13 protein-coding genes and 1 pseudogene are annotated in these 16,817 nt (G+C 63.7%); 7 read left to right on the top strand and 7 right to left on the bottom strand.

Features of this window, described 5'->3' with window-relative positions; genetic code table 11:
• Nucleotides 1-67 precede the first annotated feature (67 nt).
• A complete protein-coding gene (locus G7068_RS11505) occupies nucleotides 68-814 on the top strand; it encodes a FadR/GntR family transcriptional regulator (protein ID WP_166292086.1) in 747 nt (248 codons plus the stop codon).
• Between the two features lie 206 nt (nucleotides 815-1,020).
• A complete protein-coding gene (locus G7068_RS11500; RefSeq protein WP_166292085.1) occupies nucleotides 1,021-2,007 on the top strand; it encodes an alpha/beta hydrolase in 987 nt (328 codons plus the stop codon).
• Nucleotides 2,008-2,019: 12 nt separating this feature from the next.
• Here G7068_RS11500 and G7068_RS11495 read toward each other — a convergent pair whose 3' ends face one another.
• From G7068_RS11495 to lysA, 4 genes are read right to left on the bottom strand one after another with little or no spacing between them, the layout of a single operon-like run.
• Complete coding sequence (locus G7068_RS11495; RefSeq protein WP_244304476.1) at nucleotides 2,020-2,838, bottom strand: amino acid ABC transporter ATP-binding protein; 819 nt, start codon at nucleotides 2,836-2,838, stop codon at nucleotides 2,020-2,022.
• The gene (locus G7068_RS11490) at nucleotides 2,835-3,827 is read right to left on the bottom strand and encodes an amino acid ABC transporter permease (protein WP_205881289.1); all 993 of its coding nucleotides are present in this window, start codon (nucleotides 3,825-3,827) and stop codon (nucleotides 2,835-2,837) included. The genes G7068_RS11495 and G7068_RS11490 overlap by 4 nt, the downstream gene beginning before the upstream one ends.
• The gene (locus G7068_RS11485) at nucleotides 3,824-4,753 is read right to left on the bottom strand and encodes an ABC transporter substrate-binding protein (RefSeq protein ID WP_166292084.1); all 930 of its coding nucleotides are present in this window, start codon (nucleotides 4,751-4,753) and stop codon (nucleotides 3,824-3,826) included. The genes G7068_RS11490 and G7068_RS11485 overlap by 4 nt, the downstream gene beginning before the upstream one ends.
• Nucleotides 4,750-6,132 carry a diaminopimelate decarboxylase gene (gene lysA, locus G7068_RS11480; protein ID WP_166292083.1) on the bottom strand — a complete coding sequence of 461 codons (1,383 nt, stop codon included), beginning with the start codon at nucleotides 6,130-6,132 and terminating at the stop codon, nucleotides 4,750-4,752. The genes G7068_RS11485 and lysA overlap by 4 nt, the downstream gene beginning before the upstream one ends.
• A gap of 130 nt (nucleotides 6,133-6,262) precedes the next feature.
• Here lysA and G7068_RS11475 point away from each other — a divergent pair, with 130 nt between their 5' ends.
• Nucleotides 6,263-7,864, top strand: coding sequence for a helix-turn-helix domain-containing protein (locus G7068_RS11475; protein WP_166292082.1), 1,602 nt, complete (start codon nucleotides 6,263-6,265; stop codon nucleotides 7,862-7,864).
• A gap of 25 nt (nucleotides 7,865-7,889) precedes the next feature.
• Here the strand turns inward: G7068_RS11475 and G7068_RS11470 are convergent, their stop codons facing one another.
• Entirely contained in the window at nucleotides 7,890-8,309 is a 420-nt protein-coding gene (locus G7068_RS11470; protein WP_166292081.1) for a hypothetical protein, read from the bottom strand.
• 354 nt (nucleotides 8,310-8,663) lie between these two features.
• Between G7068_RS11470 and G7068_RS11465 the strand changes: the two genes are divergently transcribed.
• Nucleotides 8,664-9,479 (top strand): Sir2 family NAD-dependent protein deacetylase, encoded by an 816-nt coding sequence (locus tag G7068_RS11465; RefSeq protein ID WP_166292080.1) that lies wholly within the window; start codon nucleotides 8,664-8,666, stop codon nucleotides 9,477-9,479.
• A gap of 202 nt (nucleotides 9,480-9,681) precedes the next feature.
• Here G7068_RS11465 and G7068_RS11460 read toward each other — a convergent pair whose 3' ends face one another.
• Together G7068_RS11460 and G7068_RS11455 are read right to left on the bottom strand one after the other, a co-directional pair.
• Nucleotides 9,682-11,502, bottom strand: a complete 1,821-nt coding sequence (locus G7068_RS11460) for an ABC transporter ATP-binding protein (RefSeq protein WP_166292079.1) — start codon at nucleotides 11,500-11,502, stop codon at nucleotides 9,682-9,684.
• Complete coding sequence (locus G7068_RS11455) at nucleotides 11,499-13,346, bottom strand: ABC transporter ATP-binding protein (protein ID WP_166292078.1); 1,848 nt, start codon at nucleotides 13,344-13,346, stop codon at nucleotides 11,499-11,501. The genes G7068_RS11460 and G7068_RS11455 overlap by 4 nt, the downstream gene beginning before the upstream one ends.
• Nucleotides 13,347-13,659: 313 nt before the next feature.
• Between G7068_RS11455 and G7068_RS11450 the strand changes: the two genes are divergently transcribed.
• The 3 genes and pseudogenes from G7068_RS11450 to G7068_RS16525 form a co-directional block, all read left to right on the top strand.
• On the top strand, nucleotides 13,660-14,871 hold the full coding sequence (locus G7068_RS11450; protein WP_166292077.1) for a sensor histidine kinase: 1,212 nt from the start codon (nucleotides 13,660-13,662) through the stop codon (nucleotides 14,869-14,871).
• Nucleotides 14,868-15,539 carry a response regulator gene (locus tag G7068_RS11445; protein WP_166292076.1) on the top strand — a complete coding sequence of 224 codons (672 nt, stop codon included), beginning with the start codon at nucleotides 14,868-14,870 and terminating at the stop codon, nucleotides 15,537-15,539. Before G7068_RS11450 ends, G7068_RS11445 begins: the two co-directional genes overlap by 4 nt.
• A gap of 72 nt (nucleotides 15,540-15,611) precedes the next feature.
• Nucleotides 15,612-16,715: pseudogene (locus G7068_RS16525) on the top strand (acyltransferase family protein); the annotation flags it as partial.
• Nucleotides 16,716-16,817 lie beyond the last annotated feature (102 nt).

Raw genomic sequence — 16,817 nt, 5'->3', positions numbered from 1 at the left:
AGCCAACTCCTCGGCACTAAAGAGATCATTTTGATCAATATAAAACATGTCGGGCTAGAATCGCAACATGGCCCCGCTTCGTGATCCCGCGCTCGAGGAGATTTCCGAGGCCCTGCACGCAGCCCCCGGCGCCGAAACCATCACCCGACTCTCCGCGATCGACGCCGTGCGCGCGCGTATTTTGCTCGCAATCGAGCACCGCCTGTATGCCCCGGGCGAGCAGCTCCCGCCGCTCGAAGCACTCGCCGAGGGGCTCGATGTTGCGCCGATCACGGCGCGCAGAGCACTCGAGACGCTGGTCGAAGACGGTGCGCTCGTGCGTCGCCGCGGCCGCGGCGGCGGCACCTTTGTCGCGGCGTCTCCCCCGCAGATTCAGGACTCCGCGGTAAACGTGTTCCGCGCCGACGAGGACGCGATCCGACTACTCATCGACCAGCGCTGCCTCATGGAGAGCGCCCTCGTTGCGGCGGCCGCCGAGCGCATCACCGTGGAAGAGTGCGACGATCTCGAAGCCCTAGTCGATGCCGCCGAGCAGGCCACCACCTGGGCGGCATTTCACAGCGCGGATCGCCGCTTTCACCGCCGCTGCGCAGAGCTGAGCGGGCTCGTAGAGGCCACGAGCTATCAGACCACCTACGAGATGCTGGCGCGCTACTTTCTGCCATATCCTCTTGATCGTCTCGGCGGATCCCACCGCGAGCACCGTGCAATAGTCGAGGCGCTGCGAGCGGGCGACGGATCACGAGCCGCCACCACCACCCGCGAGCACGTCGGGTCCCTGCGCCGCGACATGTTCATGGCGCTGCCGCGGTAGGTACAAATACTCGGCAGCTTTATCGACCTTTCAATGCCGAACCTGCACTCCATCGCCGAACCTGCAGTTCTTGGATGCAGGCTCGGCACCGAGATGCAGGCTCGGCGCTGAAATGCAGGGTCAGCACCGAGTTGCAAGCTCGGCGAGGCTGGCGGATGGCACAGTTCTGAAGCGATACGAGGGGACTTCTCATGTAGCTTTGAATCGTGACCACACAAACCTCCCGCCCCGCTGCATGGTTCTCCTGGGCAAGCTTGATGCTGTCAGCCGCAACCCTCGGTGTCATCCTCTGGGCCTGCCTCACCGCTTGGGGCGCCGTGGTTCACGGCCACCCCGCCTACGCGATCGTCCTGACGATCTCGGCCCTCGGCGCACTTCTGCTCGGCTGGCTGTCGCTGCGCAAGATTCGGCGGAGAAGCAAGGACGAGCGGGCTGAGACCATACGGATCGGCGTCTGGGGAGTCGTGTGGCGCGTTCTGCTGATCGCGCTGGGAGTGGTTTGGATCGCGATCCTTGCCTGGCTGCGCCCGTATGTCGCAGTCGAACCCGCTCTAGCGGCGATGCACTCAGACAAGACCGTGACCGTCACGGAAACGACCACGGACATTGAACTTCGTCCGACCGACGCGAAGACACCTGAGAGCAGCACCGGAGTCTTCTTTCAGCCCGGCGCGCTGGTCGACGCGCGTGCCTACGCCGCGGTACTACGGCCTCTCGCCGAAGATGGCCACACGGTCGTCATCACCAAACAGCCGTTGGGGATCGCGTTCCTCGCACTGTCTGCTTTTGACAGCGCAAAAGCCTCAAACCCAGAAGTCGCCCAGTGGGTGGTCGCGGGGCATTCGCTCGGCGGAACAGTCGCGGCGATAGAGGCCACTGAGAAGAACGCCCCGGTCGCGGGGCTTCTCTTCTACGCCTCCTATCCTGCAAACGACATCAGCGAAACGCTGACGGTTCCGGTGGAATCGATTTCGGGAAGCCTCGACGGACTCGCGACCCCCGCGAAGATCAAGGCCTCACGCTCGAATCTTCCGGCGGACGCCACCTTCACAGTTATCAAGGGAGGCACCCACGCCCAGTTCGGCAGCTACGGCCCGCAGAGCGGCGACAACACACCCACCATCAGCAACGAGGCGGCCCGCAAGCAGATCTCGGAGGCGTCCGTCAGCTTCGTCGATTCAGTGAGCAAGTGAGCGTAGAAACCCCTACTTCACACTCTCCAGGAAGTTCTGCGTACGCTGCCGCTGCGGGTTATCGAGCACTTCCTCGGGTGGCCCTGCCTCAACAACTACCCCGCCATCCATGAAGACAACCTGATCCGCGACCCCGCGGGCAAAGCCGATCTCGTGCGTCACCACGATCATCGTCATGCCGTCGCGGGCGAGCTCTCGCATCACATCGAGCACGTCACCAACAAGCTCAGGATCGAGCGCCGACGTCGGCTCGTCGAACAGCATCAGCTTCGGCTCCATCGCGAGCGCCCGCGCAATCGCCACACGCTGCTGTTGCCCACCAGAGAGCTGCGCCGGATAGTGACCCGCAAAGTCGGCGAGCCCCACGCGGTCAAGCAATGCCAAAGCCTGCTGCTTCGCGGCAGAACGGCTCCGCCGCACCACACCAACTGGAGCCTCACACACGTTCTCGAGAGCGGTCATGTGCGGGAAGAGGTTGAAGCGCTGGAACACCATGCCAATCCCCTGCCGCTGCTTCGCGATCTGGCGAGGGGTCATCTCGTGGATCTTCGCACCGGCCTGGCGATACCCGATCAGTTCGCCGTCGACGATGATCCGGCCACCGTCAATGCTCTCCAGGTGGTTGATGCACCGCAGCAGTGTTGACTTCCCTGATCCTGATGGACCAAGCAGCACCGTCACAGTGCCAGCCGGCACCGCAAGCGACACATCGCGCAGCACCTGGTGCGCTCCGAAGCTCTTGCGCACTCGCCGAACCTCAACGAGCGACTGGCCTACAGGCCCGGCTGGGGCGGCAACGCCGACACCAGCAACAACATCTACAGTGCTCATGGCACACTCACAATCTGTGTCTCGGGAGCGGGCTCGGGTCCGGGCCGCCGACTGGCAAGCGCCGCGCGCACACGTTGCAGCGGGGTGGGCGGCAGGTTGCGGCTGCTGCCGCGACCGAAGCGACGCTCCAGGTAATACTGCGGAACCGACAGCACACTCGTCATAAAGAGGTACCAAATGCTGACCACAATCAGCAGCTCAACCTGCTTGAGGTTCGATGACGAGATGACGGAGGCCTGCGTGTACAGCTCCATCACGGCGATCACCGAGAGCAGCGAGGTGTTCTTCAGCATGGAGATCAGCTCGTTGCCCATCGGCGGAATGATCACGCGCATCGCCTGCGGCAACAGCACCCGACGGAAGGTGTAGAGCGGCGACATGCCGAGCGAGTAGGCGGCCTCGCGCTGCCCCTCATCGACCGACATCATGCCGGCGCGCACAATCTCAGACGAGTACGCGGCCTGGTTCAGCGTCAGCGCGAGCAGACCCGCAATAAACGGGGTCACGAGCGAGTTCGTGTCCATCTGCCAGAACACCACGTCGGTCAGCGGAATGCCGAGCGACACCTTGTCAAAGAGCAGCCCCAGGTACCCCCAAAGCACAATCTGCACCAGCACCGGAGTTCCCCGAAACGCCCACACATAAAACCACGCGACCGTCGTCAGCACGGGGTTCGAGGCGAGCCGCATCGCCGCGATCACAATCGCGAGAACGGTCGACACCACCATCGAGATCACGGTGATCAGGATCGTGAGCCACACACCCTCAAGAATGCGCGAGTCAAAGAGAAACTCACCCACGGTGTCAAAGTCGAGATTCGGGTTCGTCGCGACCACAATCACAAAACTCACAACGAGCGCAAGCACCACGATGGCACTCACCCAGCGCCAGGGCCGGCGCAGCGGGATGGCTTCGACGTCGTCGTCGGTCGTCAAGTTCGGGATCGGCGCAGCGGCAACAGCGAGGGCCGATCCTGCCTGTCCGCTCATGACGCCTTGCCCTGGTTGACCTTCGCCGAATCAACCGCGTAGGCCGCAATATTGTTGCGTTCGAGCACCTTTTGGTAGGTGCCCTCGTCGATCAGTTCTTGCATTGCCTGGCGAACAGCCTCGATCAGTTTGGTCTCGCCCTTCAGAATGCCGATTCCGCTGTACACGGGGTTGAAGCCCGCGGGGTTCTGAGGATCACGCACGATCTCAAAGGCATTACCCTTGTCGGTCGTGGCAACCACGTACTCGGTCACGACCGCGTCGGCGGCGTAGGCCTGGCTCTTGCCCGCGCGCAGGGCGGTCTGCGCGTCGAGGTCAGCTGGCAGTTCCATCACGTTGATGCCGCAGTCCATCGCGCGCAGCAGGTCGCCCTGCACCGTCGCCTTCTGCACCGAAACGGTCTTGCCGCACAGATCCTTCTGCGTGGTGATCTTCTCGGGGTTGCCCTTCTTCACCGCAATCGCGAACCCACCGTGTGTGTAATCGACGAACGAGAGTGTGGCCTGCCGCTCGGGCGTATCGTTCATGCCACTCATGATGATGTCGTTTTTCTTTGCCTGCAGCGACGGGATCACCGAGTCGAAGGCCTGCTTATTGAGCGAGACGTCGATCCCGAGCTTCTGACCGATCAGGCGCCCGAGTTCGGGGTCGAAGCCGATCTCGCGGTTGTCTTTGTCGTACATCGCCATGGGCGGGAAGGGGATGTCAACGGCGATGTTGATTTTGCCCTGCTTCACAATGTTGTCGGGCAGCATTTTGGTGAGGGCGGGATCGGCCTTGGTGCTGATTTCATCACCGGTCGGCACGTTGGGGCCGTCTGCCTTGGCGTTATCACCGCCACCCGATCCCGAACAACCGCTCAGCAAGAGCGCCAGTGCGGCCCCGGTTGCAATCAGCGCGAACGATGTCTTCTTTGACAGTTTCATTGTGTGTCCTTCAGTTTGGGGTTGTGGATCGGCCGAAACGAATGAGTGAGCTCGGCCGCAAACGCGGGTTCGTGCAGGGTGAGGAGATCGTCGTAGCTCTCGCGGCGGGCGACGAGTCGTGCTTCACCGTCGGCCACAAAAACGATCGCGGGCCGCAGGGCTCCGTTGTAGTTGTTGGCCATTGTGTAGGCGTAGGCGCCCGTTACCGGCATCGCCACGAGGTCGCCGGGTTTGGCCGCGGGCAACGGAGCGCCGTCAACCAGTAGGTCGCCCGATTCGCACTGGCGCCCGACCAGCTGCACGGTTTCGGTCCACGGCTCGGTCAGGCGATTGGCCAGCACGGCCTCGTAGCGCTGCTGGGTGAGCGCGATGTCCAGCTGATCGGCCATGCCGCCGTCGACGGCCACAAACACCCGACCCGTGTGCTTCACCGTGACAACTCGGTAGAGCGTCACACCGGAGCGAGCCACGAGGGATCGGCCGGGCTCGATCATCAGCTTGGCGTCGGCGGGCAGGTGCTTCTTCGCCGCCTCAACGATCGCGTCGAGGTATTCGTCGACGGAGGGCGCCTGCTCGCTGTAGGTGTACTTCACGCCGAGCCCGCCGCCCACGTCATAGGTGTTGAAGTGTCCGGCGGTCGACAGCTTCTCGACTGCCTCCGCGAACTGCTCGGTGCCGAGAATCTGCGAGCCGATGTGCAGGTGTACACCCTCAAAATCCATCAGCGGGTGCGCCCTCATGCGCTCGATAGCGCGCAGGGCCTGGTCCATCGGCAGTCCGAACTTCGAGTCGTCGCCACCGGTCGCCTGGGAGGCGTGGGTCACGGCGTCGACCCCTGGGATGACGCGCAGCAGGAGACGCTGGGGGCGGGTGAGGAGCCGCTCGAGGCGATCAAGCTCGTGCTCGTTGTCGACAATGATCACGCCGATGCCAGCGTCGAGCGCGTCCTGCAGTTCGGCGTCGGTCTTGGCGTTGCCGTGAAAGTGGAGGCGCTCAGGGTCAACCCCCGCGGCGAGCGCGAGCTTCAGTTCACCACCGCCCGCGACGTCGATCGAGAGGCCTTCCTCTTGCGCGAGCCGGTACATGCCGACGATCGGGAGCGACTTTGACGCAAACAACACGTCCGAGTTCGGCCAGCGCTCGCGAAGACCGTCGACGAAGCGCCGGGCCTGGCGGCGCAGTCCCGCCTCATCAATGATGTGCAGCGGGGTGCCATACTGTTCGGCGAGCTCGTTCACCGAGACTCCGCCGACCGTGAGGCTGCCGTCTACGTCGCAGCCCGATTCCTCGGGAAAGATGCTCCACAGCTCTCCGAGGCGTGTGCCCTCGGGAGACGGCTGCTCGATTGTTGGCTCTGCCGTTGGGGAAATGATCGACATGGGTTCTCCGTTCGCGGGGTGGGCGGCGCGAGCGTCATCTGCACCGCATAAGCGGCATTTGCACCGTCGCGTGATAACCATACGAGCCTTTGAAGCGAAGTTTTTTGTGTTTTAAAGATAGATTTACTCCATGAATGCAGCTATTTCTCTAGTTGAGCCTGTCGAGAACGTGACGCTCGGTGAGTTGCTGCTGGCGCTCGGACCCAATACGGTCACCCTGCTCGGCCGCGGAGACACCAAGCTCACGGTGCGCGGCACCGACTTCTACGATGCGCTCGAAGAACTGCGCGAGGATCCTGACACCCTTCTACTTGCTCCCTCTGCCGCAGAGATGCCCGCGGCCCACATCGCCGCCCTCGCGGAGCGCGCCGCGCAGCTGCGGTATTCGGCCATTGCCGTGAAGTGCCACGAGGGTGACATCGCCACCTACACCGCCATTGCCGAGTCGAGCGGTGTGCCCATCATCCGCGTGAGCGAGCGCCTCAGCTGGCGGCTCTTTGATGCGTACATTGCGCAGTTGTTGGGCGAGCAACACCACAGCGAAGACACCCACCGGGATCGCGGGGCAGAGCCCCTCTTCGCGCTCACAAACGAGCTCGCCGAGTTTTTCGGAGGATCCGTCACCATCGAGGATTTGGGGCGCAGGATCATCGCCTACTCTTCAGTGCCCGGCCAACTCATCGACACGCACCGCACCCAGGGCATCCTGACCCGGCGCGTACCCGATTCCCCACTCAACGACGATCAGTACCGCACGGTGCTGCGCTCCGATGACCCGATCAAGTACCCGCACATTGACGACGAGGAGCCCCGAGTTACCATCGCCATTCGCGCGGGTGCTCTGCCACTCGGCACGGTGTGGGCGATTGATGCCTCCGGCGACGCTCCCCTCACCACCGAGCAAGCCAGGCGCATTAGGGCCGCCGCGGTTGTCGCGGCGTCACACATGCTCGACGACATTCGGGTGCGAAAGGCGACGCAGATCCCGCGCGAGGATCGTCTTCGCACCCTGCTCGACGGAACTGATGTGATGGGGTCAGAGCTTGCCGAGCTCGGCATGACGGAGGAGCGAGGCGCAACTCTGTTGGCCTTTGCCCACCCGAAAGCGGAACTGCCCACCGTTCCTGCGCAGCTGCGGTCAACGGTGCAGCGCCACCTTGAGCTGTATCGCCCCGAGGCCGTAACGGTCGTGCGCGGCGGGAGGGTTTACGCTCTCGTTGCGAATGATCCCACGACTGTTGCGAGTTCGCTCGCAGAACCGCTGATCCCGATCCTCGACCGCCTCATCGGCCCCGGCGTTCTTGTGACCGCACCCGGGGTCGCGCACAGATCCGCCGAGATTGCCCCGCTGCGCGACCTCGCCGATCGACTATTCGATACCGCATCGCGGCGGCCGCAGGCACCGTTAGGTGTGAAGGATCGTGTGCTCACCGTCGAATCGCTGCGGCCCATGCTCGTGTTTGAACGGGCCGCGACGATGTTCGCGAGCAGCCCCGAACTGCGTTCGACGGAGCTTGAGCGCATGGTTTTCGAGGAACCTCAGCTCGCTGAGACCCTTCGCGTGTGGTGCGGCAGCTTTGGCAACGTCGCACAGACCGCGCGTGTGCTCGGAATCCACGAGAACACCGCCCGCTATCGCCTGCGTCGAGCCGAGGAGAAGTACGGGATTGACCTTGTGGAGCCGGATGCGTTGCTGGTGACGTGGTTGCAACTGCGAGCAATTCACTCCTGACTCTCGCCCCCGGTGCCGAGTTGGTTCACAAAAGCTCGCTGGCAACATAGAGCACACCACCGCCAACAAGAATCACCACCGCAATCACGCTACATACGATCGCCATACCTTTTCGCCTTACAAAACCGTCGGCCAGCAGCGAGGTTAAGAGCCCCAAGAGCAGCAATGGCCAGAGTGTGCCCGCACCAACAAAGAGTCCACCAAAGAACGCACCCTGCATTTCCCCGTCACGGTTGAGACCGGTGACCCCAGAAATGGCAGCAAATACAAACACTGCGCTGCAAAAGTTCGCCGCCATAAAGAGTGGCGCACGGGGAACTATTTGTTTTATCCGGGAAAACAGGGGCCACAGCAGCAGAGCGAGCACGGTTGTCCAGATAGACATCAAGAGCGCCCATGGAATAAAGAACTCGGTGATCGAACTTAACTGCGATGCTCGCGGCACAAACAAGAATAGGAGCACCCCGATCGGAAGCGAGGCGGAGAGCGAAATCGCAAGGCACGACCAGCCGAGAATGAGCCACTTTGGTGCGGCTTTTGGTCGAGAGGATTCCTTGTTGATTATCACTCCGGCCCACCTTCCCTATCCCGTTGCGAGAAGGGCCTACATCAGTTACCTTTCACACCTCTTATAATAAACGATTCCGAGCTTACAAAAGACAACGGTTTTCTAGTACTCGTTGGAGATTGAGTAAACCGATGCACTTCGGAGCGCACCCCGGCTCCCCTTAAGACACAGCCCGCTAGGCTTGGTTGCTGCATCCGTAGATGCCTCATTAGAGATTAGGGGGACCGAACCATGGGCCACAACATCGACGAACTCGTCACCCTTTTCGAGGCGAGTCCGGTCGCAGTGCTCACGGGTGCTGGGATCAGCACCGACTCCGGCATCCCTGACTACCGCGGCGAGGGATCCCCTCCCCGCACCCCCATGAGCATCTCGCAGTTCACCGATGACCCGCAGTACCGCCGCCGATTCTGGGCAGGAGCCCGCGTCGGCTCATCTCGGTTCTCAGCCATACAACCCAACGCTGGCCATATCGCTCTTGCTCACCTCGAAGCCGCCGGGCGCATCAACGGTGTCATCACGCAGAATGTCGATGGGCTGCATCGCCGCGCTGGATCCCGAACGGTCGTTGAACTACACGGCAGCGGGAGCACGATTCGCTGCGTCAACTGCGACTTCCGCACAACACGCAACGAGGTGCTGGGCTGGTTCGATGCTCTCAACCCTGGCTACGCGGAGCGCCACGCGGGCGCGGAAATCGCGCCCGATGGTGATGCCGCAGTCGCCGAGACTGATGCCGTTGAGGTGCCCACCTGCCCAATGTGCGGAGGCATGCTCCGGCCCGATGTTGTGTACTTCGGCGAAACCGTCCCGCCGAAGGTCTTCGCGGCCGCCGAGGTGCTCCTCAATGAGGCCGGAGCGCTGATCCTCGCCGGCACCTCACTAGCCGTCAACACTGGAGTGCGGCTTGTGCACCGTGCGGAGCGGCGCGGGATCCCCGTCGCCGTGATCAATCGCGGCCCCACTGCGGTGGATGCCCGCGCCGACGTGCGCCTCGAGGGTGGCACGACCGAGATCCTGACGGAACTGGCAGCGCGGCTGAGATAGCCCCGAGACCCACGACCCGAGACCCCGAGACCCCGCGACCCCGCGACCCCGCGATTCTGGGGTCAGTTTCTGGTAGAAAACCGCGGTTTTTTACCAGAAACTGACCCGCAAATCGAGGAGCGACAGAATGGAGGAGCTGAGGGGCCGAGAACCGAGGAGCTGAGAGACCGAGAAGCGAGAGACCGAGAAGCGAGGAACCGAACTACCCAGCCAGCGTGCTCTGCCACTCGGCGTGCAGTTTCGCGAAGCGACCCCCAGCAGAGACCAGCTCCTCGGGCGAACCATCCTCAATCACCCGGCCGTGCTCCATCACCAGCACTCGATCGGCAATCGCCACTGTCGACAGGCGGTGCGCGATGATGATCGCCGTTCGATCCGCGAGCAGTCTTTGCAGCGCCTCCTGCACCAGGCGCTCGCTCGGCAGGTCAAGCGAGGCAGTCGCCTCGTCGAGGATCAGCACGGCCGGATCCGCGAGGAACGCCCGGGCAAACGAGATCAGCTGACGCTGCCCCGCCGACACCCTGCCGCCTCGCTTGTTCACATCGGTATCAAACCCGTCAGGTAGCGCATCAATGAACGACTCAGCCCCGACGGTTCGGGCCGCCGCACGAATCTCAGCAGCCGTCGCCGAGGGTTTGCCCAGCGCAATGTTCTCCGCGACCGTGCCACTAAAGAGGTACGCCTCCTGCGTCACCATCACGATAGCGCGCCGCAGATCCTCAGCGGCAAGCGAGCGCAAATCGACCCCGTCGAGAAGCACGGCACCAGACGTCGGATCGTAGAACCGCGCCACCAGCTTCGCGAGTGTCGACTTGCCCGCACCGGTCGTACCAACAAGCGCCACCGTCTGCCCAGCGGGCAATTCGAGCGAGCACTCTGACAACACCTTGCGGCCGTTTCCGTACCCAAACTCCACGCGGTCAAAGGCAAGCGAGCCGCGAGCGCGCGGCAGCGCAATAGGCTGTGCAGGATCCGGAACCGTCGGCTCCTCCTCCAGCACACCCGACACCTTCTCAAGTGCCGCGGCCGCCGACTGGTATGAGTTCAAGAACATGGCGACCTCTTCAATCGGGCCGAAGAAGTTGCGCACGTACAGCACCGCCGCGAGCAGAACACCGAGCGCCAAGGTCCCCTCACTCACGCGCAGCGCACCCCACAGCAGCACGGCCGCAATCGTCACGTTCGCGAGCAAAATCAGGCCAGGATCAAGCACGCCATACAGGCGAATCACGCGCAGGTTCGTGCGCCGGTACTCGTCCGAGACCTCCGCAAACGCCTTTGCATTGCGACGTTCGGTGCGGAAGGCCTGCACGGCGCGGATCCCCGTCATCATCTCGACGAACTGCACGATCAGGCGCGCGCTCGCGACACGAGTACCGCGGAACCCCTTCTGCGACTCGATCACAAACCAGCGCATCAAAATGGCGAGCGGAATGCCCATGCAGATCAGCAACACCCCGCTTTGCCAATCGAGCAGGCAGAGCGCGATGACGGTAAATGTGCCGATCAGCACCGCGTCGATCAGCTCGTTCAGGCTGCCGTCGAGCAGCTCCTGGATCGACTCCAGGTCACTCGTTTGCCGCGAGATGATGCGCCCCGACGTGTAGCCCTCGTGAAACTCCAGGCTGAGGCGCTGCGTGTGCCTGAAAATGCGCATGCGCATCTCGAGCATCACCGCCTGGGTGAGGCGCGCGATCAGCACGACGTACCAACCGACGAGCCCCGCCGCGATCGCTCCCGAGAGCAGGAACGCGATGGTGATCAAGACCGCGGGCACCCAATCACCCTGGTCGATAGCGCGGGGAAGCGCATCGTCGATGCCCGCCGCGATCAGCATCGGGCCGATCACCCGCATCCCCGTCGAGACGACCACCACAACCGCCGTCAGCAGCATGAGCTTGCGCAACGGCTTCAGGATCGAGCCGAGCAGGTGCAGTGAGCGGCGCCGGATCGCCCGGCTCTCCGCCTTTGTGTAGTGTTCGCGGTCTTCACCGCTCGTGCCGCGCACGCTTTCCGCGCTCATCGCGTTGCCTCCGGGGTAATACTGACGATCAGGTGGCGGTAGTGCGCGCTCGTGCGCAGCAACTCCGCGTGGGTGCCGACTGCCTCGATGCGGCCGTCGCGCATGACCGCGACGCGGTCAGCGAGGGCGACGGTTGAGGGTCGGTGGGCGACGATCAGCGCCGTCGTGTTTGCGAGTACCCGCCTCAGGGCCGCCTCAACAAGCGCTTCGGTGTCGACATCGAGGGCCGACAGCGGATCATCGAGCACGAGGATCGCTGGCTTCGCCGCCACCACTCGTGCGAGAGCGAGGCGCTGCCGTTGGCCGCCGGAAAGGCTCAGCCCTTCCTCACCAACCGCGGTGTCGAGGCCATCGGGCAGATCGAACACGAAGCTCGCCTGGGCGACGTCAAGTGCCTCTCGAAGCACCGCGTCGGCCTCGGCGCTGTGCAGGTCAAGGTCGTGGCGACCAAGCAGCACGTTCTCGCGAACCGTCGACGAGAACAGAACCGGCTCCTCGAACGCAACACCAATGAGGCTGCGCAGTTCTTCGAGGCGCAGCTCGCGCACGTCGATTCCGTCGATCTCGACGGCACCGGCCGTCACATCGTAGAGTCGCGTCGGCAGGGTCGTGAGTGTGGTCTTGCCGCTGCCCGTGACCCCAACAAGGGCCATCGTTTCGCCCGGCCGCAACACAAGGTCGAAGCCGTCAATGATGTCGGTCTCGCTGTCACGCGCGTCGGGGTAGTGGAAGTGCACGTCTCGAAACGCGAGCTCCCCCTTCGGGTCTGCGATCGTTTTGGGGTCAGCGGGATCCCGAATCACCACCTGTGAATCGAACACCTCGAACACACGATCCGTCGCGGTGCGGGTGTCGATCAGGAAGGAGAATAGGAAGCCGAGCGATCCCATCGGCCAGCGCAGCGCCGTTGCCATCGCGAAGAATGCGAACAGCTCACCCACCGTTAGTTCGCCACGACTCACCAGCCAGATGCCCGTGATCAGGCTCAGCCCGAGCGCGAGCACCGGAACCAGGTCGTACCAGAACCACAGCAGCCCAACCTCGTAGCCCTTTTTGAGCTCGGTGTCGCGCAGGGTCTCGGCCTGTTTCACGAACTTGTTGAGCGCGTGGCTGCCACGACCGAAGGCCTTGAGCACCCGGATGCCGTGCACGCTCTCTTCAACGGAGGTCGCGAGGTCACCCGCCTGATCCTGGCTGTTGCGCGACAGCGTGCCGTAGCGCTGCTCAAAGCGGAAACCCACCACCCAGATCGGAATCGAGCACACCACAAACACCACACCGAGCGACCAGTGCCAGCGGAACAGCAGCGCCGTTCCGACGACGATTGTGATCAGGTTGATGAGCAGCAGGATCGAGCCGAACGCGAGCCAGCGCCGGATCATGCTGATGTCTTGCATCATACGGCTCAGCAGCTGGCCCGACTGCCAGCGGTCGTGGAACGCAACCGGCAGACGCAGCAGGCGCTCGGTGAAGCTCTGTCGCACCGCGTACTCGACCTCGGTCGAGGGTGCGAGCACGAGCACACGCCGGAAGTACACGAGTGCGGCCTCGATGATTCCGAGCCCGAGCACCCCGAGTGTGGCCCAGACGATCTGTGAACGATCGCCGTTGCTTTGCATGGCGGCGCTCAGCGGGCCATCGATGACCCACTGCAGTACGAGTGGGATGGCGAGGGCGGCGAGGGCCGCTCCGAGGCCCACAAAGAGGCCGCCGATGAGGCGGGGAAGTGCGGGTTTGGCAAACGGCAGCAGGCGAGCGAGCGCCTTAAGAGTTGGCTGTCGTTTCGTCTCGGTCTGTGACGAAGGTGAATTGTGTGCCGAAGAGGGCAGTTGTGAAGAAGTCATGATCCCTGATGAAGCGTGCGCGCGAGGGCGCGGGTTGCAAGTGCTGGCGGCGCTGAAGGCGCGAGAGTGTGCGGGCGGAAGGTCGGCGGCAGACCGCCGCTACGAAGCTAATTCCGGCCGGACAGGGCACTGCCCGGAAGAGTGAACGCGATCGTTGGGGGCAAATTGATTGATGCCATGATCCGCTCCTTTCCGGGTTTGTGGGATACCTGGAACAGCCTATCCATAGGCTTTGCCACAGCGCAAGCATCATTTTGGCTCGGCGGCGAGATAGCACCCACCTTATGACCCCACTCCGCGATAACCTTGCCGCATGAGGGTGCAGTTGCGGCAGGTGCCGTGGGTCTGGGTTGCGGTGTCGGCTATCGCCATCACCCTGTTTGCGGTGAGCTCCACGCTCGGGGCCACCGTGTACGACTCCCCCGTCGCCTACAGCCTCGGACTCTCGGCGCTGCAGGTTGCCGGGGTTGTGCTCGTCAACCGTTTTCCCCGCTGGGGAATCCTGACGACCACGGTGGCCACAGCCGTCATAGTGGCGCTCAGCCGCACGATCCCACCCGAGGCACCCTGGCCGATCCCGGTCACGTCCATCATTGCGATGGTGGTCACACTCGTGATCGGAGCCACCCGCGGCCGCTGGCTCTCGGCCACAGTGGCGGGTGCGCTTGTTGCGGCCGTATCGACCAGTGTGGCTACGGTGGTCGGCGCTGCGATGCCGCCCGGCCCGATCGTCGCGAATATCACGGTGTTTCTCACGCTAGCCGCTGCTGCCGTGCTCGGCGGCGTGGTGCTGCGCACCGCGATCCTGACCCGCGGTGAACTTCGCGAAGCCCGTGAAGTGTCGGAGATCGCGCTCGCGCGTCGCGAGATCGTGGAAGAGCGCACGCGGATCGCCCGCGAGATGCACGACGTTGTCGCTCATGGCATGTCGGTGATCCAAGTGCAGGCGGCGAGCGCCCGCTACCGCTACCCCGATATCAGCTCCCAGGTCGCCGACGAGTTTGACGAGCTCGCCGCAACCGCGCGCACCGCCCTCGGTGAGATGCGCGCGCTGCTCGGGGTGCTTCGGGCAGACGAGGATGCCGAGCAGGCGCCACAACCGGGGCTTGCCGAGTTGCCAGACCTCGTTGCGGGAGCACGCTCAACACTGCTCGACGCCACGCTCAACGATCTTGTGCCCGAACAGGTGCGACAGCGCATGACGCCGGTCATGGAGCTCACGATCTATCGAGTGGTTCAAGAATCCCTCAGCAATGTTGTGCGTCACGCCCCGGGGTCACGGGCGGAGGTGGAGCTGAGCCACGAGGCGAAACCAGGATCGGGCAGCCAGCTTCGAATCAGCATCACAAATACGGCTCCCTCGGACGCCGCCTCACACGGTGTCGACACGAGCGGGCACGGGATCCGCGGCATGCAAGAACGAGTCGCAGCTCTCAGCGGTTCGCTCCGCACAGCCCCCACGGCAGAGGGCGGCTTCGCTGTTCTCGCGATCATCCCGCTTACTCTGGAGGCCAGCACAGCATGACCGTATCTATTCTCATCGCCGACGACCAGGCGATGGTGCGGGCGGGGTTCGCCGCAATCCTCGACGCCCAACCCGACTTTGAAGTGGTCGGGCAGGCGGAGAACGGTGCGGACGCCGTGGAGCTCTCGCGCAAACTGCGCCCCGACATCGTACTGATGGACGTGCGCATGCCCGAAATGAACGGGCTTGAGGCGACAAAGCAGCTGATGGATCCGCCGCCGCGCTACGAGCACCGGCCGCACGTGATCATCTTGACCACCTTCGACATCGACGAATACGTGCACGACGCTCTCGCCGCTGGTGCGAGCGGCTTCCTGCTGAAAGACGCACCACCCGCGGACCTGGTGCACGCCGTGCGTGTGGTCGCCGCGGGCGACGCGCTGCTCGCCCCGAGCGTGACTCGGCGACTGCTGGATCGCTTTGCCGCACACCGTCCACCGAGTGACAAGCACCGCCTGCGCCTTGCCGACCTCACCGAGCGCGAGCGCGAGATTCTCGTGGGCATCGGGCGTGGCCTGTCCAACGCCGAGATCGCCGCGGAGCTGTTCATCGCCGAGCAGACGGTGAAGACGCACATCACTCGCATCTTCTCGAAGCTGCAGTTGCGGGACCGTGTGCAGGCCGTCATCCTCGCGTACGACGCGGGTCTGGTGCAGCCGGATCAGTAGCACCTCAGTAGGGGGTCAATTTGGCTCCCCGGAGTGAAGCGGTCGGGTAGACCTGCGCGAGATGGTTCTTTCATGCTCGATGGAAGGACCTCCCCCATGTCACTCGCCACACCCGTTTCTGCTCCGGTCTCACTGAGCAGCGAGGCTCGCGAGACCCTCGAAACCAGCGGAAAGCCAGCGCAGACCAAGAGGGACCGCACCGTCGACCTCGTGCGCGCTGCCTGCCTGCTCGCGGTGGTGGGGGTGCACGCGCTCATGGTTGGGGTGAGCGTTCAGGGTGGCACTCCGGTACTGGAGAACGCGCTTGAGCCGTGGTCGGGGTTCACCGTGTTCTCGTGGTTCGCCCAGATGATGCCACTCTTTTTCATTCTCGGCGGCTTCGCCTCGGCCACCCACTATCGTCGCCTACGGTCTCGTGGGACATCCCCGTCCGACTACGTTGCAACGCGCCTCCGCAGGCTGTTGCCCGTGCCGCTCGCCGCAGCGGGCGCGACGGTGGTCGCCCTGTGCGGACTCGCACTCTCTGGAGCATCCCCTGACATCGTCGCGACAGCGGGGTGGCGGATCAGCCAACCGCTCTGGTTTCTCGGCGTCTACATTCTCTGCTCGGCGCTTGTGCCGCTCATGATCAAGCTGCACGAGCGGGCACCGCGCCTCACGCTCCTGAGCCTGGGACTCGGCATCGCGACCGTCGATGCGCTGCGCTTCGTAACGGGCATCGACGCCATCGGTTTCGCGAACCTGCTGTTCGTGTGGCTCGCCGTTCAGCAGCTCGGGTTCTGGCTGGCAGACGGCCGGATCCCGAGCGCTCGCACCGCCTGGTTTGCGGTCGCCGGCATCGTCACGCTGATGGCTATCGGCGCCTCACCGATGAACCTCTTTGAGGCCCTGAATCCGCCGACCGCGGCACTCGCGCTGCTCGGGGTCGTGCAGTTCAAGCTCTTTACGGTGCTGCGCCCGAAACTCGCGGCACTGGCCGGGAACCCCAAGGTAAGCCGGGTCTCAGACGCGCTCAACAGCCACTCGATGACCGTCTACTCGTGGCACATGCCGGTTGTGGTGTTGCTCGCCGGGCTGCTGCTGATCGCCGGGCCGTCATTGCCGATCCCGCTCACACCCGAGTGGTGGCTGAGCAGGCCCGTGTGGCTTGTTGCGGCCGGGATCGCGGTCGTCGCGGTCGTTGCGGTGGCGGGCAGGATCGAACGCGGGCCAAAAAAGCCCTCGGGTGTTCAGGCGACACAACCAGTCACGACCCGAACCGCATCGACCACGATCTCT

It is taken from the genome of Leucobacter viscericola, from assembly GCF_011299575.1.
Taxonomy (GTDB): domain Bacteria; phylum Actinomycetota; class Actinomycetes; order Actinomycetales; family Microbacteriaceae; genus Leucobacter; species Leucobacter viscericola.
The sequence above is the reverse complement of the archived record's forward strand: the minus strand, read 5'-3'. Positions and strand labels throughout refer to the sequence as shown.